This window comes from Pseudomonas sp. Tav-5-1A, assembly GCF_055755055.1.
The window spans coordinates 6,232,106-6,245,233 of record NZ_CM146901.1 but is presented as its reverse complement, the minus strand read 5'-3'; the positions used below and the strand labels follow the sequence as shown (position 1 = coordinate 6,245,233).

13 protein-coding genes are annotated in these 13,128 nt (G+C 64.4%); 10 read left to right on the top strand and 3 right to left on the bottom strand.

Translation table 11 applies throughout. The annotated features are described in order from the left end of the window. Nucleotides 1-118: 118 nt before the first annotated feature. From epd to AC0J42_RS28830, 6 genes are all read left to right on the top strand, one after another. Nucleotides 119-1,177 carry an erythrose-4-phosphate dehydrogenase gene (epd, locus tag AC0J42_RS28855; RefSeq protein ID WP_416427295.1) on the top strand — a complete coding sequence of 353 codons (1,059 nt, stop codon included), beginning with the start codon at nt 119-121 and terminating at the stop codon, nt 1,175-1,177. Nucleotides 1,178-1,189: 12 nt separating this feature from the next. Beyond that, complete coding sequence (locus tag AC0J42_RS28850; protein ID WP_416427294.1) at nt 1,190-2,353, top strand: phosphoglycerate kinase; 1,164 nt, start codon at nt 1,190-1,192, stop codon at nt 2,351-2,353. 33 nt (nt 2,354-2,386) lie between these two features. Further along, complete coding sequence (locus tag AC0J42_RS28845; RefSeq protein WP_416427293.1) at nt 2,387-2,605, top strand: hypothetical protein; 219 nt, start codon at nt 2,387-2,389, stop codon at nt 2,603-2,605. A 99-nt stretch (nt 2,606-2,704) separates the two neighbouring features. After that, nucleotides 2,705-3,028, top strand: a complete 324-nt coding sequence (locus AC0J42_RS28840) for an MliC family protein (protein WP_416427292.1) — start codon at nt 2,705-2,707, stop codon at nt 3,026-3,028. Nucleotides 3,029-3,131: 103 nt separating this feature from the next. Next, the gene (gene fba, locus AC0J42_RS28835) at nt 3,132-4,196 is read left to right on the top strand and encodes a class II fructose-bisphosphate aldolase (protein WP_416427291.1); all 1,065 of its coding nucleotides are present in this window, start codon (nt 3,132-3,134) and stop codon (nt 4,194-4,196) included. Between the two features lie 161 nt (nt 4,197-4,357). After that, nucleotides 4,358-5,374 carry a PI-PLC domain-containing protein gene (locus tag AC0J42_RS28830; RefSeq protein WP_473004745.1) on the top strand — a complete coding sequence of 339 codons (1,017 nt, stop codon included), beginning with the start codon at nt 4,358-4,360 and terminating at the stop codon, nt 5,372-5,374. Nucleotides 5,375-5,422: 48 nt separating this feature from the next. Here AC0J42_RS28830 and AC0J42_RS28825 read toward each other — a convergent pair whose 3' ends face one another. Continuing rightward, complete coding sequence (locus tag AC0J42_RS28825) at nt 5,423-6,094, bottom strand: polysaccharide lyase family 7 protein (protein ID WP_473004744.1); 672 nt, start codon at nt 6,092-6,094, stop codon at nt 5,423-5,425. Nucleotides 6,095-6,429: 335 nt separating this feature from the next. Here AC0J42_RS28825 and AC0J42_RS28820 point away from each other — a divergent pair, with 335 nt between their 5' ends. Genes AC0J42_RS28820 through AC0J42_RS28810 form a run of 3 tightly spaced genes read left to right on the top strand, consistent with a single transcriptional unit; the run spans nt 6,430 to nt 9,410 of the window. Further along, the gene (locus tag AC0J42_RS28820; RefSeq protein ID WP_416427288.1) at nt 6,430-8,550 is read left to right on the top strand and encodes a putative bifunctional diguanylate cyclase/phosphodiesterase; all 2,121 of its coding nucleotides are present in this window, start codon (nt 6,430-6,432) and stop codon (nt 8,548-8,550) included. A gap of 48 nt (nt 8,551-8,598) precedes the next feature. Then, entirely contained in the window at nt 8,599-9,096 is a 498-nt protein-coding gene (locus tag AC0J42_RS28815; protein ID WP_473004743.1) for a YgjP-like metallopeptidase domain-containing protein, read from the top strand. A 17-nt stretch (nt 9,097-9,113) separates the two neighbouring features. After that, entirely contained in the window at nt 9,114-9,410 is a 297-nt protein-coding gene (locus AC0J42_RS28810) for a winged helix-turn-helix domain-containing protein (RefSeq protein WP_416427286.1), read from the top strand. An 82-nt stretch (nt 9,411-9,492) separates the two neighbouring features. Here the strand turns inward: AC0J42_RS28810 and AC0J42_RS28805 are convergent, their stop codons facing one another. Further along, nucleotides 9,493-9,948 carry a GNAT family N-acetyltransferase gene (locus AC0J42_RS28805; protein WP_416427285.1) on the bottom strand — a complete coding sequence of 152 codons (456 nt, stop codon included), beginning with the start codon at nt 9,946-9,948 and terminating at the stop codon, nt 9,493-9,495. Nucleotides 9,949-10,105: 157 nt separating this feature from the next. Between AC0J42_RS28805 and AC0J42_RS28800 the strand changes: the two genes are divergently transcribed. Continuing rightward, the gene (locus AC0J42_RS28800; RefSeq protein WP_416427284.1) at nt 10,106-10,846 is read left to right on the top strand and encodes a substrate-binding periplasmic protein; all 741 of its coding nucleotides are present in this window, start codon (nt 10,106-10,108) and stop codon (nt 10,844-10,846) included. Here the strand turns inward: AC0J42_RS28800 and yccS are convergent, their stop codons facing one another. Further along, the gene (gene yccS / locus AC0J42_RS28795) at nt 10,847-13,039 is read right to left on the bottom strand and encodes a YccS family putative transporter (RefSeq protein ID WP_416427283.1); all 2,193 of its coding nucleotides are present in this window, start codon (nt 13,037-13,039) and stop codon (nt 10,847-10,849) included. Nucleotides 13,040-13,128: the final 89 nt, after the last annotated feature.

The following is a 13,128-nucleotide window of genomic DNA, read 5'->3' as shown; positions in this document are numbered from 1 at the left end:
TGGCTTGCCAGCAAGCTTTTAGGGCCCCTGAAAAGCTCGCTGGCAAGCCAGCTCCCACAACAGCATTTGCACTGCAGTTTGCATAAAGGTTTGAACCATTGTTTTCAGTGAGCACCTCATGCCCCAGCCACGCCCCTATAAAGTTGCACTCAATGGCTACGGCCGTATCGGCCGTTGCGTCATGCGTGCGTTGTACGAGCGCGGCGCCGAAGCGGGCTTCGAGGTGGTTGCCATCAACGACCTGGCCGACATGGCCAGTCTCGAATACCTGACACGCTTCGACTCCACCCACGGCCGCTTCCCCGGCCAGGTGCGCAGCGAAGGCGACTGTCTGATGATTAACGGCGACTGCGTGAAAGTACTGCGCAGCGCCAGCCCCGAGGGCATCGACTGGGCGGCGCTTGACGTCGACCTGGTACTAGAATGCTCCGGGGCGTGGCATACCCGTGCCGACGGCCAGCGTTTCCTTGACGCTGGCGCCCCACGGGTGCTGTTCTCCCAGCCCATGGCCAGCGAGACCGATGTCGACGCCACTGTGGTGTTCGGCATCAACCAGCAGGTATTGACCGGTACCGAGACGCTGGTGTCCAACGCTTCCTGCACCACCAACTGCAGCGTGCCGTTGCTGCGGTTGCTGGATGAGGCCCTGGGCCTGGAGTACATCTCGATCACCACGATCCATTCGGCCATGAATGACCAGCCGGTGATCGATGCCTACCATGCCGAAGACCTGCGCCGCACCCGCTCGGCCTTCCAGTCGATCATCCCGGTGTCCACCGGGCTGGCGCGCGGAATAGAGCGGTTGCTGCCGGAACTCGGCGGCCGAATCCAGGCCAAAGCAGTGCGCGTGCCGACAGTGAACGTGTCGTGCCTGGACATCACCCTGCAGGTGCGCCGGGACACCGACGCCGCGGAGGTCAATCGCATCCTCCACGACGCCGCACTCACTGGCCCGCTCAAAGGGCTGGTGGCCTACACCGAGCTGCCGCACGCCAGCTGTGATTTCAACCATGACCCGCATTCGGCCATCGTCGATGCCAGCCAGACCCGTGTATCAGGCCCGCGCCTGGTGAACATCCTGGCCTGGTTCGACAACGAATGGGGCTTTGCCAATCGGATGCTCGACGTCGCGGAGCACTTCCTGTACGTCGTCAACCAACAATTAAAACAGGCTTGAAGGACTGAACACATGACAGTGTTGAAGATGACCGACCTCGATCTGCAAGGTAAGCGCGTGCTGATCCGCGAAGACCTCAACGTTCCCGTGAAAGACGGTGTGGTCACCAGCGACGCGCGTATCCTGGCCTCGCTGCCAACCATCAAGCTGGCGCTGGAGAAAGGCGCAGCAGTGATGGTCTGCTCGCACCTGGGCCGTCCCACCGAAGGCGAGTTCTCTGCCGAGAACAGCCTGAAGCCGGTGGCCGACTACCTGAGCAAGGCCCTGGGCCGCGACGTGCCGCTGGTGGCTGACTACCTGGGCGGCGTCGACGTCAAGGCCGGCGACCTGGTGCTGTTCGAGAACGTGCGCTTCAACAAGGGCGAGAAAAAGAACGCCGACGAGCTGGCCCAGCAATACGCCGCCCTGTGCGACGTGTTCGTCATGGACGCCTTCGGCACCGCCCACCGCGCCGAGGGCTCGACCCACGGCGTGGCCAAGTTCGCCAAGGTAGCCGCCGCAGGCCCGCTGCTGGCCGCCGAGCTGGACGCGCTGGGCAAGGCCCTGGGCGCCCCGGCCAAGCCGATGGCCGCCATCGTCGCCGGTTCCAAGGTGTCCACCAAGCTGGACGTGCTCAACAGCCTCAGCCAGATCTGCGACCAGCTGATCGTCGGCGGCGGCATCGCCAACACCTTCCTGGCCGCAGCTGGCCACAAGGTCGGCAAGTCGCTGTACGAGCCGGACCTGCTGGACACCGCCCGCGCCATCGCCGCCAAGGTCAGCGTGCCGCTGCCGGTGGATGTGGTGGTGGCCAAGCAATTCGCCGAAACCGCCGAAGCCACCGTCAAGCTGATCGCCGACGTGGCCGATGACGACATGATCCTGGACATCGGCCCGCAGACCGCCGAGCAGTTCGCCCAGCTGCTGAAATCGTCGAAGACCATCCTGTGGAACGGCCCGGTGGGCGTGTTCGAGTTCGACCAGTTCGGCAACGGCACCAAGGTGCTGGCCAAGGCCATCGCCGAGAGTCCGGCGTTCTCCATCGCCGGCGGCGGCGACACCCTGGCGGCCATCGACAAGTACGGCGTGTCCAAGGACATCTCCTACATTTCCACCGGTGGCGGCGCTTTCCTCGAGTTCGTCGAGGGCAAGGTGCTGCCGGCCGTCGAGATGCTGGAGCAGCGGGCCAAGGCCTGATACGCCATGCGCGAATGGAAAGGGAGCGTCCAGATGACCAAGGCATTGCCGCTGTTGTTGCTGGCTGGCGTGCTCGCCGGGTGCGCCGGCAAGCCGGCGCCCGCTGCAGCCGAGCAGGTGCCCGGCAAGGGCGGCTGCTACCAGGCTGACTGGCAGGCCGAGACCGCGCCGGTCATCAACAAGCGCCTGGGCCCGGATGGCCTGGAAAAGTACGACCCTGAACACCAGGCCCCGGGGCAAGGTTGCCCCTGAGCCGACCGCGGGTCGGAACAACTGGCGGGCTTTTCAGTCCGATGGAACTGAGCGGCGGGCCTGCGTGCCTGCCGCCATGCTGCAACCCGAGGAAGTACAATGAAAGGCTTCATGGCCCTTGTGGCGTTTGCAGTGCTGGGTGGATGTGCAAGTTTCAACCAGGCCCCGGTGTCCGCTGACTGGACACACTGGACCTGCGACAGCCAGGCGACCGTCGATTGGCGCTTCCTGGATGCGGGCAAGAACAGCGTGGAAGTGAAGCTGGGTGGCAGCGACCAGGTCTACCGCCTGAAAGCCGAGCCCGGCGCGTCGGGCGAGCTGTTCAGCGACGGCGTGCTGGCCTTCCACAGCAAAGGTAATGAAGGGCTGGTGTACTGGGTCGCGACCAACGACCTGATTGGCCGGGCCTGCAAGGCCCAGTGATGCAGCGGGTCGGGCACAGGCCCGATCTACACTACTTGAATGGCAGCCGCCGCTTCGGCAGGCTTGCACGATTAACGACCCTCGACCGGGAGATAAACACAAGATGGCACTCATTAGCATGCGCCAGATGCTGGACCACGCCGCAGAGTTCGGCTACGGCGTCCCAGCTTTCAACGTCAACAACCTTGAGCAGATGCGCGCCATCATGGAAGCCGCTGACAAGACTGACTCCCCGGTAATTGTCCAGGCCTCGGCCGGCGCTCGCAAATACGCCGGTGCCCCCTTCCTGCGCCACCTGATCCTGGCCGCCATCGAAGAATTCCCGCACATCCCGGTGTGCATGCACCAGGACCACGGCACCAGCCCTGACGTCTGCCAGCGCTCGATCCAGCTGGGCTTCAGCTCGGTGATGATGGACGGCTCGCTGGGCGAAGACGGCAAGACCCCCACCGACTACGAGTACAACGTGCGCGTCACCCAGCAGACCGTGGCCATGGCCCACGCCTGCGGCGTGTCGGTAGAAGGCGAGCTGGGCTGCCTGGGTTCCCTGGAAACCGGCATGGCCGGTGAAGAAGACGGCATCGGCGCCGAAGGCGTGCTGGACCACAGCCAGATGCTGACCGACCCGGAAGAAGCCGCCGACTTCGTCAAGAAGACCCAGGTCGACGCCCTGGCCATCGCCATCGGCACCAGCCACGGCGCCTACAAGTTCACCAAGCCGCCTACCGGCGACGTGCTGGCCATCGACCGCATCAAGGAAATCCACAAGCGCATCCCCAACACCCACCTGGTGATGCACGGTTCTTCCTCGGTACCGCAAGAGTGGCTGGCGATCATCAACCAGTACGGCGGCGACATTAAAGAAACCTACGGCGTGCCGGTCGAGGAAATCGTCGAGGGCATCAAGCACGGCGTGCGCAAGGTCAACATCGACACCGACCTGCGCCTGGCGTCCACCGGTGCCATGCGCCGCCTGATGGCCACCAACCCGAGCGAGTTCGACCCTCGCAAGTTCTTCGGTGAAACCGTGAAGGCCATGCGCGACGTGTGCATCGCCCGCTACGAAGCCTTCGGCACCGCCGGCAACGCTTCGAAGATCAAGCCGATCTCCCTGGAAGCGATGTTCCAGCGCTACGCCAAGGGCGAGCTGAACGCCAAGGTCAACTAAGCGCCTGGCAACACCCGGAAGCCCCGCCCCGAAAAGGCGGGGTTTTTTTGTGCCCGCCAGGTCTGGAACAACTGCCGGGCTTTGAAGACTTTCTGGATTAAATCGGCCTCGCACACTCCGTAAGTTCGCGTGCACTACTCATGTGAATGAAGGAACGCAGCATGAACAATCTCGTCAATTTCGATGGTCTGGAGCCGCTGCCAGCGGCCAATATCTGCTCGCTGAGCGAGGATGAGCAGGAAACCCTGGCGGGTTGGTGCCCCAATGGCGGGCTGTCGGGAGGTGTCTGCAAGCCGTTCAACAACGTGCGCGAAGACTGGATGAGCCGCTACACCGGCGCCCGCTCGCTGCGCATTCAGGACTGCATACTGCCGGGCACGCACCACTCGGGTTTCGACAAGGAGGCGGCCAATACCCCCTCCATGGAGACGTGCCAGGATGTATCGCCGTTGAAGCAATTGCGGGCAGGTATCCGTGTGCTGGACCTGCGCGTGCAGTTTTTCTCTGGTTACGGGGCGGGGGATCCACGACGCTTTTCGATTTTCCACAGCACCACCTCCGGCCGTACGGTGGCGAACGACATTCTTGGTGGGCTTGATCAGTTCCGCGCTACGACTGGTTTCAACACCTCGCAGGAAATCGTGATTCTGGATTTCCATGAGTTCAAGAATTTTACCGAAGCCGCTCATCTGGAACTTGCAGGGCTGATCAAGGCCCGGGTGGGCGAGAACCGCCTGGTAACCCCGAGCATGGCCCGCATGACCATCAACCAGATCTGGAATGCCGGCCCGGCCAATACCGTCATCGCCTACAAGCGCGCGGTGCGCGACGCCAAATTCTGGGACGGGGTGAACCAGCGCTGGATCGGTAGTAACACGCCCACCAACAACCAGCTACGCGACTTCATCGCGCGGGTGGGCCGCGAGACCAAGGGCGAGCTGGAACTCAAGTCGGTCCAGGCCTGCAAATACGCGCTGCCGTTCTTCGTGCCCAACGACCGTTCCGGCGACCTGATGACCTGGTTCGCCTCGGGGCCGGGCAAGCCGATACTCAACCACTACATCATCAACACCGACTGGTCGCTGCGCCAGCGGCTGGTGGACAACTGCATCCACGGCAACCGCTTGCGCGCGCAGAGCCTGCGTTACGCCGAATCACCCCAGGACGCCGCCCCGTAGCAGCGGCCGCAGGCCGCGTCCAAGGCCTGACGCAGCCTGCGGCAGCTGCTACGTGGAGGTATGGGCAATCGCCAGCTTGTAGAACGTCACCGTCCCGCCTTCGGTGGCATCCCCGGTGTTGTCCTGGGTATAGACCCCGGCCTTGAAATACAGCTGCGAGGCCTTCCAGGTGCCGCTGATCTGGTCGGTCCAGGTGTAGCCCGCGGCATCCACGCTCAACTGGCCGCCGGGGCTCAGGTGGATCAGGTAGTTGAATTGCTTGTTCATGGGCACGCCAGTGGCCACCTGGATCACCGTGGGCTCGTCATCGTCCAGGTGGTAGCGCACCTTGGCGACGATGTTGCCGGTCTGGGTCTTGGTCTTGTACTGGTATTCCACCTTGAGCAGCGGCTGGTTGCTGCCGTACACGTGGATCTGGCCGATCACCACCTTGCCCGACGACGGCACCTGGTCGACGGCCAGGGTGGCGCGCAGGGTGTTGTCGGCGGTGGGGTACTGCCAATTGCGCACCGAACCGTCGGCGTTGGCCTCGCGCAGTTCGCAGCGCGGGTAGATGGCGCTGTCGGTGACCGTGCCGGTCACCGGGGCCCAGAAGAACAGGGTGCCGGTATCGGAGTGGAAATACTGGTCCTTGAAGCCCGCTACCAGGGTCGGGGTACTGATGGTCTGCGCTGGCGTTCCTTCTGGAACGCTGAGCATCCAGGTCGATAGGTCTATCATGTTGTTGCCTTCCTTTTATCGCGGCGGTCGACTGCCGGAAAACCAACCCGGCCGCTTAGCTCGGGGGTTGAAGAGGGCGCTCTTTATAGAGACCTGAAATTAAATTGTTAATGCTGGCACGTCGATTAGTTGGCGCCAACCTTTCGTCGATTTGCCTGCAGGCCTTTGATTTCGGGGGCTGTGGAAAATTACCGTTAGTCGGGTAAGCGATCTTTGGTAGGGTGCTGGCACTTTAACGGCTCCCGCTTCTTTGGATCCCGGTCTAGAGTAAGGAACGATCTGTATCCGGTTTTTGTCATAAAGGCCGGTGCCATATGTCTTGACGAGAAGCATGCATGGAATGCGCGCAATCCCAGCCAAATGACGGCGGCTCAGTGCTACTGGTCGTTGATGACTACCCCGAGAACCTGATCAGCATGCGGGCCCTGCTCGAGCGTCAGGATTGGCGGGTGGTGACGGCCGCTTCCGGTGTGGAAGCCCTGAGCATGCTGCTGGAACATGAAGTCGACCTGGTGCTGCTGGATGTGCAGATGCCAGGCATGGACGGTTTCGAAGTGGCCCGCCTGATGCGCGGTAGCCAGCGCACTCGGTTGACCCCGATAATCTTCCTCACCGCCAACGAACAGAACCAGGCCTCGGTGCTCAAGGGCTACGCCAACGGCGCCGTGGATTACCTGTTCAAGCCCTTCGACCCACAGATCCTGCGGCCCAAGGTGCAGGCCCTGCTCGAGCAGCAGCGTAACCGCCGCGACCTGCAGCGCCTGAGCCGCGACCTGGAAACCGCCCGCGCCTTCAACGCCTCGGTGCTGGAGAACGCTGCCGAAGGTATTTTGGTGATCGACGAGAAGGGCCGTATCAGTTTCGCCAACCCGGCCATCTCGCGCCTGCTCAACGCCTCGGTGGCCGAGCTCACCGGCGCCGAGCTGCTCAAGTTCGTGGTCAAGCCCACGGTAGGGCAGTGGGCCGACTCCGAGTTCTACCGCGCCTACGCCAACCGCGAGACCTTCCGGGTGCACGACGCGGTGCTGTGCACCCTGTCGGGCCAGCAGCTGCCTGCGGCGCTGTCCTGTGCGCCGCTGCCTGGCGAGCAGCACGCCATGGTGGTGACGGTGCTGGACATGTCGGTGGTGCGCAACCTGCACCAGCAGCTGGAATACCAGGCCGTCACCGACCCGCTGACCGGCCTGCTGAACCGCCGCGGCTTCTACCAGACCGTGGAAAGCGCGCTGGTGCGCAACGAGCGCTCGGACAAGTCCCAGGCGCTGCTGTACCTGGACCTGGACGGCTTCAAGCGCATCAACGATAACCACGGCCACGACGCCGGGGACCGGGTGCTGCGCTGGGTGGCCGAGCAGCTCAAGGACTGCCTGCGCAGCTACGACATCGTCGCGCGCATGGGCGGCGACGAGTTCACCGCGCTGCTCGATACCCTGGAATACCCGGAACAGGCGGCCAAGGTCGCGGAAAAGCTTATCGACCGGGTCTCCATGTGCCAGCAGATCGACGGCCTGGACGTGACGTTGGGCGTCAGCATCGGCATCGCCACCTACCCCGAATGCGGTTCCAACCTCGACAGCCTGCTGCGCGCCGCCGACATCGCCATGTACGCGGCCAAGCAGGCCGGGCGCCAGCAGTACCGCTACTACGACCAGGACATGAACGGCCGGGCGCGCTCGCGGCTGATGCTCGAGGACAGCGTCAGCAGCGCCATCGAGAAAAAGGATTTCACCCTGGTCTACCAGCCACAGGTGGCCATCGCCGACGGCCGCCTGCGCGGTTTCGAGGCGCTGCTGCGCTGGCGCCACCCCAGCGTCGGCGACGTGCCGCCAGGGCTGTTCATTCCGCTGCTGGAAGAGGCCCGGCTGATCAGCCGCCTGACCAGCTGGATCTACCAGCAGGGCGCCGCCCAGCGCCATGCCTGGCGCGACAGCTTCGATGACGGGCTGATTCTCAGCATCAGCCTGAGCAACGCCCAGTTCGCCATGCCTAACCTCGTGCCCGAACTGCAGCGTGCCATCGCCATGAACGGCCTGCAGGCCCAGCAGCTGGAAGTGGAGGTGGTGGAAACCTCGCTGATGCACAATCAGGAAGAGGCCATGCGCCAGCTGCACGAGCTGCACAACCTGGGCGTGCGCGTGGCGCTGGACGACTTCGGCACCGGCCATTGCTCGCTCAAGCTGCTGCGCGACCTGCCCATCGACACCCTCAAGCTCGACCGCCACCTGGTGGCGCGCCTGCCCGAGTCCGAGCGCGACGCGGCCCTGGCCCGCAACGTGATCAGCGTTTGCCGCGACTTCGGCATCACCGTGATCGCCGAGGGCGTGGAGACGCGCGAGCAGTATCAGTGGCTGCGCACAAACGGTTGCGAGCTGGCCCAGGGCTTCATCGTTGCCAAGCCGTTGACCGCCGACGACGCCACCGGCTTCCCGGGCCAGTTCGATTGGGCCACGGTGTAGGCGCGCAATTGGGTACACTGGCGGCTGACTTGATGATGTGTCGCCGCCATGACCACCCCGCTCAAATACCTGCAAGCCTACCCCCAGCACCTGCAAGACCAGGTGCGCACCCTGCTGGCCGAACAGCGCCTGGGTGACTACCTGCAGCAGCGCTACCCCGACCGCCACGACGTGCAGAGCGACAAGGCGCTGTACAGCTACGCGCTGGACCTCAAGCAGGAACACCTGCGCAACGCGCCGAACCTGGACAAAGTGCTTTACGACAACCGCCTGGACCTGACCCACCGCGCGCTGGGCCTGCACACGGCGGTGTCACGGGTGCAGGGCGGCAAGCTCAAGGCCAAGAAAGAGATCCGCATCGCCTCGCTGTTCAAGGACGCGGCGCCGCAGTTCCTGAAGATGATCGTGGTGCACGAACTGGCCCACCTGAAGGAATCGGACCACAACAAGGCGTTCTACAAGCTCTGCGAATACATGCAGCCGGGTTACCATCAGCTGGAATTCGACCTGCGCATCTACCTGACCTGGCGCGACCTGGCGCAATGACCGACAAGGAACGTTCGATGGAAGTCAGCAAGACCAAGACCAGCTTTTACCGCCGCCTCTACGTGGCCTGGCTGATCGACAGCGGCACCGCCCGCAGCGTGCCGGCCATCACCGAGGCTACCGGCATGCCCCGGCGCACCGCCCAGGACACGCTGCTGGCGTTGGCCGACCTGGACATCGTCTGCGAGTTCGAGCAGGCGCAAGGGGAGCGCAACCACATCGGCCAGTACGTGGTGCGCGATTGGGGGGCGATTGATAAGGCCTGGATCGGCCGCAACCTGGTGGCGATCAAGCAGATCCTGGGCTACCCCTGAGGTGCGCGTCGCCCCCATCGCGACCAAGGTCGGCTCCTACACCCGTAGGAGACGACCTTGGTCGCGATGGGGGCGACGCCGATCACACGGCCCGGCGCATGCCGATGTGGGGGATGTCATCCTCCAGGTATTCCTCGCCTTCGGCGACGAAGCCGTACTTGCCGTAGTACCCCTGCAGGTGCGCCTGGGCCGACAGGTAGATCGGCGTCTGCGGCCACAGCTTGTCGGCGTGCCACAGCCCCTGCACCAGCAGCTCGTGGCCCAGGCCCTGGCCGCGGGCGGACGGCGCGGTCACCACGCGGCCGATGACCACGTCGCCGTCATGCGCAGTGGGGTCCAGCAGGCGCAGGTAGGCCACCAGCTGGTCGCCCTGCCAGCCCATCAAGTGGCAGGTGTCGCCGTCCAGGTCCAGCCCGTCGACTTCCTGGTACGGACATTGCTGCTCCACCACAAATACTTGGGTGCGCAATTGCAGAATTCGGTACAGCTGGTCGATACCTAGATCGCCATGGTGTTTGCAGACCCATTGGGTGGTCATGTGTACTCCTGGAAAAAACGAAACGCTCGCCAACCGTCATCATAAAGAGACTGGGGGCATCAAGGCCAATTCCGTCGATGTTGAGCTAGGCTCTGTACGGGAATGCAGGCTGCACCACCACGCCGACGGGCCAGGAGCCCGCTACAGGATCTTGAGCATGCTGCACTTGCTTCGAGCCTCGTATTTGCTTGGATTGCTGTTGTTCGCGCAGGTGGCCTGGGCCGATAAATTGCGCCTGGTGGCCGATGCCTGGCCGCCGTTCACCGACGCCACCATGGTCAACGGTGGCCTGGCCACCGAGCTGGTCACCACCGCGCTGGCCCGGGCCGGCTACGCCAGCCAGTTCGAGCAGGTGCCCTGGGCGCGCGCGTTGCTGGGTATCGAGGAAGGCCACTACGACGTGCTGGTCAACGCCTGGTACAACGAGGAGCGCACGCACATCGGCGAGTTCTCCGGCAGCTACCTGCAGAACCGCATCCTGTTCCTCAAGCGCAAGGGCTCGCCCATTACCTTCAGTGGCGACCTCGACGCGTTGCACCCCTACCCTGTGGCGGTGGTGCGCGGCTATGCCTACTCCGGTGCGTTCGACAACGACGACCTGCTGCAGAAGGTGCAGGTGCACAACTTCTCCATGGGCGTGCGCATGCTGGCGGCCCAGCGGGTGGAGCTGACGTTGGAGGACGAGTACGTGGCGCGCTATTACCTCAGCCACGAGGTGGCCCGGGTGCGCGACCAGGTGGAGTTCCTGCCGCAGCCGCTGAGCCTGAACCACCTGCACATTCTGGTCAGCCTGAAAAATCCTGACCACGACAAGATCGTCGCCGCCTTCGACAAGGCCATCGGCCAGATGCAGGCCGATGGCAGCTACGCGCGCCTGCTCAAGCAGTACGGCATGTGATCAGGCCGCTGCCGGCGCGGCCTTGTCCTTGATCAGGTGGGCCGCCAGGGTGCGCAGCGGCCCCAGTTGGCGGCAGATCAGCGCCAGTTGCGTCTGCACCAGGCGCTGGCCTTCGTCGATTTCCTCGGGCATCTGCTCCAGCGCGTTGGCCAGGGCTTCCTCGGCGTCGCTGTGCAGCGCCACCGGGGTCTTGTTCGCCAGGCTGGTGGCGATTTCGTCGATGCTGGCGGCCAGGGTTAGGCCGGTGCCCTCGATCAGCTCGGTGCGCACCGGCTCCGGCAGCTCGGTGGCGCGGTGCGCGCCCAGGCCCGACAGGTAGCTGAGCAGCGTGTGCGACAGCACCAGGAAGCGGAAGCCGACGTCGGCTTCCTTGCGGAAGTGTCCCGGCTCCATGAGCATGTTCGCCAGCGTGGTCGACAGCGCCGCGTCGGCGTTGTGGGCGTTGCGGCGGGCCAGGCGGTAGCTGAGGTCGTCGCGCTTGCCCCGGGCGTACTGCTCCAGGATCTGCCGCAGGTAGATGCTGTTGCAGCTCAGGGTGTTGGCCAGCACCTTGTTCAGGCGGCGGCCCTGCCAGTCCGGCAGGAACAGGAACACCGCCATGATGGCGATCAGGCTGCCGATCAGGGTGTCCACCAGGCGCGGCAGGAACAGCCCGTAGCCGTCGCCCACCTGGTTGAAGCAGAACAGCACCATCAGGGTGATGCCCGCCGTGGACACGGTGTAGCGCGTGGTGCGGTTGACGAAGAACACCAGGCCGGCGGCGATGGCGAACATCGACTGGATCAGCGGGCTGGGGAACAGGTCGAACAGCGCCCAGCCCAGGGTCAGGCCGATGGCCGTGCCGACGATGCGCTGGCCCAGTTTGCGGCGGGTGGCGCCGTAGCTGGGCTGGCAGACGAACACCGTGGTCAGCATGATCCAGTAGCTTTGGGTGGTGGGCACCAGGTGCACGATGGCGTAGCACACCGACACTGCCAGGGGCAGGCGCAGGGCGTGGCGGAACAGCAGCGAGGTGGGCGTCAGGTTCTGTCGCACCCGCGCCCACATGTCCTTGAGCGTGCGTGGCGAGCGGTCCAGCAGGCTGCTGTCGCTTTCGTCGGCCAGCTTGTCGGGGTTGCTGGCGTCGCTGAGCAGGCGGTCGAGGGTAGCCAGGTTGGCCGCCAGCGCGCGCAGCGAGCGCAGCAGACCGCGCCAGGCCGGGTTACTCTGGATGCGCAGGTGCTCAAGGGAGGCATGCAGGTCGCCCAGGGCCTCGGCGAAGCTGTCGTCGTAGACGAACGGCTGGCGCAGCTGGATCGACTCCGACAGGCGCCGGCAGGCGGCACCCTGCTGGCGCAACAGGCGCTGGCAGCGGAACAGTACGTCGCTGTGGAAGAAGGCTTCGGACAGGGCGTTGTAGGGGTAGTGCGAGGAACTGGCGCGCTCGTGGACGTCCTGGGCCAGGAAGTACAGCTTCAGGTAGCGGCTGATCTTCGACCCCGGCCGGCCGCCGCCCACGCGGTGCAGGATGATTTCCTTGGTGGAGTTGAGCGCCGCCACCACGCGGCCGTTCTGCTTGGCCAGCTCCAGGCGCCGGGCTTCAACGTCCAGGCCGCGGATGGGCTCGAACAGGCTGGCCTTGAGCTTGAGGTAATAGCCCAGTTCGCGGAACAGCTTGGCCAGGGCCTGCTGCACCGGCTGGTTGGCGAACAGCGCCTGCCACAGCACCGACAGCAGCCCGTACCAGGCGGCGCCAGTGACCAGCAGCAGCGGTTCTTCCCAGAAGTTGCTGGTCTCGCCACCGCGCTGGTCCACGCCGATCATGGTGTACACCGCCACGATCAGCGTGGCGTAGGCCACCGCGTTGTAGCGTTCGCCCAGGGCGCCGAGCATGGTCAGCCCGAAGGCGGCCAGGGCCAGGGCGCAGACGAATAAATAGGGGTAGGGGAACAGCAGTTCCACCGACAGCGCCGAGCAGCTGAAGCACACCAGCGTCACCGCCAGGGCCTTGACCCGGCCCTGCCAGTTGTCGTCGGTCTCGGCCAGGGCGCAGGCAATAATCCCCAGGAAGATCGGGATCAGCGCGTGCATTTCCTTCTGGTACCAGCAGAACGCCATGGAGCCGGTGAGGGCGATGAACACCCGCACGCTGTAGCTGAACTTGTCGAGCGCCCAAAGCCGGCGCATGGATTGGCGAAACGAGGTCGATGCCATAGAGGGGGGCGAACCTGTTGGGCAGATGAGCTAAATAGAGCCGTGGCGAGCGGCGATTCTCTGTCGCCGCTCCCTTATTACCAGCAAAA

What these genes read in the sequence shown, in the direction of transcription:
- epd (WP_416427295.1), top strand. Translation starts at nt 119, where the DNA reads ATGCCCCAGCCACGCCCCTATAAAGTTGCACTCAATGGCTACGGCCGT.
- AC0J42_RS28850 (WP_416427294.1), top strand. Translation starts at nt 1,190, where the DNA reads ATGACAGTGTTGAAGATGACCGACCTCGATCTGCAAGGTAAGCGCGTG.
- AC0J42_RS28845 (WP_416427293.1), top strand. Translation starts at nt 2,387, where the DNA reads ATGACCAAGGCATTGCCGCTGTTGTTGCTGGCTGGCGTGCTCGCCGGG.
- AC0J42_RS28840 (WP_416427292.1), top strand. Translation starts at nt 2,705, where the DNA reads ATGAAAGGCTTCATGGCCCTTGTGGCGTTTGCAGTGCTGGGTGGATGT.
- fba (WP_416427291.1), top strand. Translation starts at nt 3,132, where the DNA reads ATGGCACTCATTAGCATGCGCCAGATGCTGGACCACGCCGCAGAGTTC.
- AC0J42_RS28830 (WP_473004745.1), top strand. Translation starts at nt 4,358, where the DNA reads ATGAACAATCTCGTCAATTTCGATGGTCTGGAGCCGCTGCCAGCGGCC.
- AC0J42_RS28825 (WP_473004744.1), bottom strand. Translation starts at nt 6,094, where the DNA reads ATGATAGACCTATCGACCTGGATGCTCAGCGTTCCAGAAGGAACGCCA.
- AC0J42_RS28820 (WP_416427288.1), top strand. Translation starts at nt 6,430, where the DNA reads ATGGAATGCGCGCAATCCCAGCCAAATGACGGCGGCTCAGTGCTACTG.
- AC0J42_RS28815 (WP_473004743.1), top strand. Translation starts at nt 8,599, where the DNA reads ATGACCACCCCGCTCAAATACCTGCAAGCCTACCCCCAGCACCTGCAA.
- AC0J42_RS28810 (WP_416427286.1), top strand. Translation starts at nt 9,114, where the DNA reads ATGGAAGTCAGCAAGACCAAGACCAGCTTTTACCGCCGCCTCTACGTG.
- AC0J42_RS28805 (WP_416427285.1), bottom strand. Translation starts at nt 9,948, where the DNA reads ATGACCACCCAATGGGTCTGCAAACACCATGGCGATCTAGGTATCGAC.
- AC0J42_RS28800 (WP_416427284.1), top strand. Translation starts at nt 10,106, where the DNA reads ATGCTGCACTTGCTTCGAGCCTCGTATTTGCTTGGATTGCTGTTGTTC.
- yccS (WP_416427283.1), bottom strand. Translation starts at nt 13,039, where the DNA reads ATGGCATCGACCTCGTTTCGCCAATCCATGCGCCGGCTTTGGGCGCTC.